The 617-nt window shown below is 55.4% G+C and carries 1 pseudogene; it reads right to left on the bottom strand.

Features of this window, described 5'->3' with window-relative positions:
• Window positions 1–617 (bottom strand): annotated as a pseudogene (locus ACFRAM_RS21900) (hypothetical protein); the annotation flags it as partial.

The following is a 617-nucleotide window of genomic DNA, read 5'->3' as shown; positions in this document are numbered from 1 at the left end:
TGCCCGCCAGTTATGCTATCAGGCTGCAGATGCTGTCCGTTCACCGCTCCCTTTGCCAGCTTCGCTCCTGTTATGCTACCGTCAGGCAAGAGATCGGACGTGTATACCTCCTCTGCCAAATGCGCAAGGGTGATACTACCGGGTCTTACATGCCGCTCTTCCACACTTTGCTCGGCCAGGTGCCCGCTAGTTATGCTATCAGGCTGCAGATGCTGTCCGTTCACTGCTCCCTTTGCCAGCTTCGCTTCCGTAATGCTGCCATCAGGAAGAAGATTGGATGTGTATACCTCCTCTGCCAGATGCGCAAGGGTGATACTGCCGGAACGAATGTGACGGCTCTCTACGGTCTTTCCAGCTAAATGCCCGCCGTATACACTGCCCTGCGCGAGATGCACGGATCCAACGGAACCCGTTGCCAACTTTTCTCCGGTAATACTTCCGTCCACCAATAGTTCGGCTGTCTGCACCTCCTCGGCCAGATGCGCAAGGGTGATACTGCCCGGGAGGATATGGCGGCTATCGACTGTCTCGTCTGCTATATGCTTTCCATTTACACTGCCCGGGGCTAGATGGAGAGAGTCTACAGAGCTTTCCGCCAGCTTGGCACCGGTAATACT

The organism is Paenibacillus sp. NPDC056722, assembly GCF_042790635.1.
Lineage (GTDB): Bacteria > Bacillota > Bacilli > Paenibacillales > Paenibacillaceae > Paenibacillus_AQ > Paenibacillus_AQ agri.
The sequence above is the reverse complement of the archived record's forward strand: the minus strand, read 5'-3'. Positions and strand labels throughout refer to the sequence as shown.